The organism is Streptomyces sp. 4F14, assembly GCF_048159485.1.
Lineage (GTDB): Bacteria > Actinomycetota > Actinomycetes > Streptomycetales > Streptomycetaceae > Streptomyces.
The window spans coordinates 1-6,809 of record NZ_JBLRVY010000062.1; the positions used below are offsets into that span (position 1 = coordinate 1).

Consider the following 6,809-nt stretch of genomic DNA (forward strand, 5'->3'; position numbering starts at 1 on the left):
GCTCCGGTGGTGTCGGTGGGTTCGCTGATGCTGCGATCGGTGTGTGGGGAGTTGCTGGAGTCCGGGGGTGAGCAGCGGTCGTTGTTCGGTGTGGAGTGGGTGGTGTTGCCCGGTGTCGGGGACGAGGCACCGGCTGGGTCGTGGGCGGTGGTCGGTGCCGATGGGCTGGGGGCGGTGGGAGCGCCGTGTTATGCGGGGGTGGCTGATCTGGTGGAGGCGGGTGTGCCGGTGCCGGATGTGGTGGTGGTTCCCTGCGTCGGGCTGTTGGAGGGTGATCGGGGTGCGGATGCGCGGATGTTGACGGGTCGTGTGCTGGGTGTGATGGGGGAGGTGCTGGCGGAGGAGCGGTTGGGCGGGTGTCGTGTGGTGGTGGTGACGTGTGGTGCGGTGGCGGCTGGGGCTGGGGAGGATGTGCCGGATCTGGCGGGTGCGGCGGTGTGGGGTCTGGTGCGTTCGGCGATGTCGGAGCATCCGGGCCGGTTGGTGTTGGCTGATGTGGAGTCGTTGGTTGCGGATGTGCCGGTGGTGGTGGGGCTGGCGGGTGGTGACGAGCCTGAACTCGCCCTCCGAGAGGGCCAGGTGCTGGTGCGGCGGTTGGCCCGCCCGGATGCCGGGGCGTTGACCCTGCCTGCGGGTGACGGGTGGCGACTGGCTGCCGAGGTCGTTGGGACACCGGACGGCCTGGCGTTCGTACCCAACACCGGCGGGGCCGCGGAGTTGGCGGACGGTCAGGTTCGAGTGGAGGTCCGGGCCGCGGGGCTGAACTTCCGGGATGTGCTGGTCGTTCTGGGCGTGGTGGCTACCGGCAGTCTGGCTGTGGGCGGTGAGGGCGCCGGGGTGGTGACGGAGGTCGGTCCGGGTGTGACGGGGTTCGTTCCGGGTGATCGGGTGATGGGCGTGCTGTCGGACGCGTTCGCGCCCGTGGCGGTTGCTGATCACCGCACTCTTGTTCCGGTTCCTGACGGGTGGTCGTTCGCTGATGCGGCGGCGGTACCGGTGGTGTTCGCGACGGCGTGGTACGGGCTGGTGGATGTGGCCGAGGCCCGGCGGGGTGAACGGGTGCTGATTCATTCCGCTGCCGGTGGTGTGGGGATGGCGGCGGTGAGGATCGCCCGCCATCTGGGGCTGGAGGTGTTCGCGACCGCGAGTCCGGCCAAGCACGACGTGCTGGTGGCGATGGGGGTGGCTCCGGATCACATCGCGTCGTCACGGAGTGCGGAGTTCGAGGAACGTTTCCTGGCCGCGACCGGTGGTGAGGGCGTCGACGTCGTACTGAACAGCCTGGCGGGCGAGTTGGTGGACGCGTCGCTGCGGTTGCTGCGTGCCGGTGGCCGGTTCGTGGAGATGGGCAAGACGGACGTCCGTGATGCCGGTGCGGTGGCCGCGGCGTGTCCGGGGGTGAGGTACGAGGCGTTTGACCTGCTGCCCGCGGCGGGGCCGGAGCGGCTCGGGCGGATTCTCGCGGAGTGTGTGGGGTTGCTCGCGGAGGGGGTACTGGACCGGTTGCCGGTGATGGTGCGTGATCTGCGCCAGGCGCCGGAGGTGTTCCGGTTCATGAGCCGGGGCGAGCACGTCGGCAAGATCGTGTTGCGTGTTCCGGGTGGTCTTGTCGGTGACGGCACGGTGTTGGTCACGGGTGGGACCGGCACGCTGGGTGGTCTGCTGGCGCGGCACCTGGTCGACCGGCACGGCGTACGGCATCTGCTGCTGGTGAGCCGTCGTGGGCCGGACGCCCCCGGTGCGGCGGAACTGGTGGCTGAACTGGAGTCGGTCGGGGCGAGTGTGACCGTGGTGGCCTGCGACATGTCCGACGGGGACGCCGTCGCCGAGTTGGTCGCCGGGGTGTCGGCGGAGCATCCGTTGACGGCGGTGATCCATGCGGCGGGTGTGCTGGACGACGGGACGGTCACGTCGTTGACGCCGGAGCGGGTGGATGCCGTGATGCGTCCGAAGGCGGATGCGGCGTGGTATCTGCACGAGGCGACCGCCGGGCTGGACCTGGCCGCGTTCGTGCTCTTCTCAAGCTTCGCGGCGACTTCCGGTGCTCCGGGGCAGGGCAACTATGCCGCGGCCAACGCGTTCCTGGACGCGCTGGCGTTGCACCGGCACGCGCAGGGACTGCCGGCGACGTCGCTGGCGTGGGGCTGGTGGGCCGACACCAGCGGCATGACCGGACGTCTGGGCCACACCGACCACGCCCGGTTCGGCCGGGCCGGAGTGCGTGCCATGCCGACGGCGGAGGCGTTGGCGTTGTTCGATCTGGCCTGCCGACGTCCGGAGGCGTATCTGGTCCCGGTCGGGCTCGAACTGCCACGGCACGGCGGGGCCGAACCGGTGCTGCCGTTGTTGCGGGGCCTGGTGGGTGCCGGCTCGGTCCGATCGGTCGCCCGTGCGGGTGAACGGGACGGGTCCGGTCTGGCCGGGCGGTTGGCCGGTCTGACCACTGCTGATCAGCAGCGGCTGCTTCTGGATCTGGTGTGTGGTCATGTCGCCACCGTTCTGGGACACGCCTCCGCGAGAGTCGTAGATCCCGAGAGGGTGTTGCGGGACATCGGTTTCGATTCGTTGACGACGGTGGAGTTGCGCAACCGGCTGGCGACGGCGACGGGTCTTCAACTGCCCGCGACGCTGGCATTCGACTACCCGACCGCCTCGCGGCTGGCCACCTACCTGCGGCAGCGGCTGCTGGGCACGGTCGAGGCTGCGCCGGCAACGCCGGTGACCACGGCGGCGGTCGACGAGCCGATCGCGATTGTCGGGATGGGGTGCCGGTTCCCGGGTGGGGTGTCGTCGCCGGAGCAGTTGTGGGATGTGGTGGTGTCCTCGGTTGATGCGATGGGTGAGTTTCCTGCGGATCGGGGCTGGGATCTGGTCGGTGACGGTTTCGCCCGGGTGGGCGGGTTCATCGAGGACGCGGCGGAGTTCGATGCGGGGTTCTTCGGGATCTCGCCGCGTGAGGCGTTGGCGATGGATCCGCAGCAGCGGTTGCTGCTGGAGACGTCGTGGGAGGCGCTGGAACGGGCAGGGATCGACCCGAACACGCTGAAGGGCAGCAGGACCGGGGTCTTCGTGGGCGGGACAGGTTCGGGATACGAGACCGTCGGGAGCGCCTCGGACGAACTGGACGGATACCGGCTCACCGGTGGTGCGAGCAGCGTGTTGTCGGGGCGGATCGCGTACACGCTGGGGTTGGAAGGTCCTGCGGTCACGGTGGATACGGCGTGTTCGTCGTCGCTGGTGGCGTTGCATCTGGCCGCGCAGGCGCTGCGGTCCGGTGAGTGTTCGATGGCGTTGGCCGGTGGCGTGACGGTGATGGCCACGCCGGAGATCTTTGCCGAGTTCGCCGTTCAGGACGGGTTGGCTGCGGATGGCCGTTGCAAGCCGTTCGCTGCGTCGGCCGATGGTACGGGGTGGTCTGAGGGTGTCGGGTTGTTGGTGGTGGAGCGGCTGTCGGATGCCCGGCGTATGGGTCATCGGGTGTTGGCGGTGGTGCGGGGTTCGGCGATCAATCAGGACGGTGCGTCGAACGGGCTGTCGGCACCGAACGGTCCCTCCCAGCAGCGCGTGATCCGGCAAGCACTGGCCAGCGCCGGTCTGACTGCGGCCGAGGTGGACGTCGTGGAGGCGCACGGCACCGGCACTCGGCTGGGGGATCCGATCGAGGCCCAGGCCCTGCTGGCCACCTATGGGCAGGACCGGCCGGCGGATCGCCCGCTGTGGCTGGGATCGGTCAAGTCCAACTTCGGTCACACGCAGTCGGCTGCCGGTGTTGTCGGTGTGATCAAGATGGTGCTGGCGATGCAGCGGGGTGTGCTGCCCCGCACCTTGCACGTGGATGCGCCGAGCACGGAGGTGGACTGGTCGTCCGGTGCGGTGGAGTTGCTGACCGAACAACAGCCGTGGCCGGTGGTGGACCGGCCGTGGCGGGCGGGGGTGTCCTCGTTCGGGATCAGTGGCACCAACGCCCACCTCATCCTGGAGCAGGCTCCTGAGTTCGAACCGGCCTCCGGTGCGGATGTTGTTGCGCCGGTGGTGCCGTGGGTGTTGTCGGCGCGGTCGGAGTGGGGGTTGCGGGAGCAGGCGCGGCGGCTTGCGGCGCATGTGGAGATGGATCCGGATCTGGATCCGGTGGAGGTGGGTGCGGCACTGGTGTCGACCCGGGCGAGTCTGGGGCATCGTGCAGTGGTCCTGGGCACCGATCGGGACGAGTTGCTCGCTGGGCTGAGCGGGCTTGCGGCCGGGGAGCCGGGTGCCGGAGTGGTGACCGGCAGGGTTGGTCAGGGCTTGGTCGGTGAGCAGGGTGTGGTGTTTGTGTTCCCGGGTCAGGGTGCGCAGTGGGTGGGTATGGCGCAGGGGCTTCTGGCTGCTTCGCCGGTGTTTGCGGGGCGGATGGGGGAGTGCGCTCAGGCGTTGGCCTCGTTCGTGAAGTGGGATTTGTTGGAGGTGTTGGGGGACGAGGAGGTGTTGGGGCGGGTTGATGTGGTGCAGCCGGTGTTGTGGGCGGTGATGGTGTCGTTGGCGCACCTGTGGGAGTCGGTGGGGGTGACGCCTGCTGCGGTGGTGGGGCATTCGCAGGGGGAGATCGCGGCGGCGTGTGTGGCGGGCGGACTCTCACTGGAGGACGCGGCCAGGATCAGCGCCGTGCGCAGCCGGATGATCGCCGGGTCACTGGCGGGGCGGGGTGGGATGGTGTCGGTGGGACTACCGCTGGCTGAGGTGGAGTTGCTGCTCGTTCGGTGGGAGGGGCGGGTGTCGGTTGCGGCGGTGAACGGGCCGTCGTCGGTGGTGGTGTCCGGCGACCCCGAGGCGCTGGGCGAACTGGTCGTGGCGGGTGGGGTGGAGGGTTTCCGGGCTCGCCGGGTCGAGGTGGACTATGCGTCGCACTCCGCGCACGTGGAGCAGATCGAGGCGGAGCTGACCGAAGCGCTGGCGGACATCGCGCCGGTGGAGGGAAGCGTCGCGTTCTACTCCACCGTGACCGGTGGGCTGATGGATACCTGTGAGCTGGGTGCGGGGTACTGGTATCGGAATCTGCGGGAGACGGTGCGGCTGGCGGACACGACCCGTGCGCTGGCTGCGGCTGGTCACGGGGTGTTCGTGGAGGTCAGTCCTCATCCGGTGTTGACTCCGAGTCTGGAGGAGACGCTGTTCGAGTCTCATCCGGCGGCGGTCGTGACGGGGACGTTGCGGCGGGGTGAGGGCGAATCCGGGCAGTTGTTGGCTGCTGTGGCCCGGTTGCACACCCGGGGCGTTCCGGTGGACTGGTCCGCGATAGTGGGCCGGGGTTCGGTGATGGATCTGCCGACGTACGCGTTCCAGCGTGAGCGGTACTGGCCGCGCCCCCGGGCTGCGGCTGGCGACGCGCGGGGTATGGGGTTGGTGTCGGTGGGTCATCCGTTGCTGGGTGCGGCGGTGGAGTTGGCCGGTGGTGAGGGTGTGGTGTTCACCAGCCGCCTGTCCCTGGCCTCGCACGATTGGCTGGCCGATTACACGGTGAGTGGCGTGGTGGTCGTGCCGGGCACCGCGTTCGTGGAACTGCTGGTGCGGGCTGGTGACGAGGTCGGGTGTGGTGTCCTGGAGGACTTGGCGTTGGAGCGGCCGTTGGTGCTGCCCGAGCACGGGGCTGTGCAGGTACAGGTGGTGGTCGGAGCGCCGGCGGAGTCAGGTCGTCGTGCGGTGAGTGTCTACTCCCGGCCGGAGGAGACGGGCGCGGAGGTGGGCTGGATACGGCACGCCGACGGAACGCTGACTGCGGCAAGGGTTGCCGTGCCGGTGTGGCAGGACGCGGCATGGCCGCCGGCGGGAGCGGTGTCGGTGCCGGTGGACGATCTCTACGACGGTCTGGCCGAGGCGGGTTATGGATACGGGCTGGTGTTCCGGGGGTTGCGGGCGGTGTGGCGGCGGGGTGAGGAGGTCTTCGCTGAGGTGCGGCTGCCGGAGGGGGCGGTGGAGCTGGCGGGGGAGTTCGGGATCCATCCGGCGTTGTTCGACGCCGCCCTGCACGCTGCTGCGTTCCTGCCTGCGGGGGGTGAGGGTGGGCTCCCGTTCGCGTGGAGCGGTGTGTCGTTGCATGCGTCGGGCGCACGGTCGTTGCGGGTCCGGTTGTCGGCCATTGACGACGGGGTGCTCAGCCTGAGTGCGGCTGATGACACCGGTGCTCCGGTGTTGTCGGTGGACTCGCTGATGCTGCGATCAGTGCGGGCGGAACTGCTGGAGTCCGGGGGTGAGCAGCGGTCGCTGTTCAGCGTGGACTGGACGGTGTTGCCCGGTGTTGGGGACGAGGTTCCGGCTGGGTCGTGGGCGGTGGTTGGTGCCGATGGGCTGGGGGCGTCGTGTTATGCGGGGGTGGCTGATCTGGTGGGGGCGGGTGTGCCGGATGTGGTGGTGGTTCCGTGTGTGGGGTTGGTGGAGGGTGATCGGGGTGTGGGTGCGAGGGTGTTGACGGGTCGTGTGCTGGGTGTGGTGAGGGAGGTGTTGGCGGAGGAGCGGTTGGGCGGGTGTCGTGTGGTGGTGGTGACGTGTGGTGCGGTGGCGGCTGGGGCTGGGGAGGATGTGCCGGATCTGGCGGGTGCGGCGGTGTGGGGTCTGGTGCGTTCGGCGATGTCGGAGCATCCGGGCCGGTTGGTGCTGGCTGATGTGGAGTCGTTGGTTGCGGATGTGCCGGTGGTGGTGGGGCTGGCGGGTGGTGACGAGCCTGAACTCGCGGTGCGGGAGGGGAGGGTGCTGGTGCGTCGGCTGGCCCGTCCGGATGCGGGGGCGTTGATGCGGCCTGTTGCTGGTGGTCTTGTCGGTGACGGCACGGTGTTGGT

The 6,809-nt window shown here is 69.6% G+C and carries 1 protein-coding gene; it reads left to right on the forward strand.

Annotated features, from left to right (window positions below; all coding sequences use genetic code 11):
* Positions 1 to 198: 198 nt before the first annotated feature.
* On the forward strand, positions 199 to 6,809 hold a 6,611-nt coding region (locus tag ACLZOT_RS49565), incomplete at its 3' end, for an SDR family NAD(P)-dependent oxidoreductase (RefSeq protein WP_416975921.1).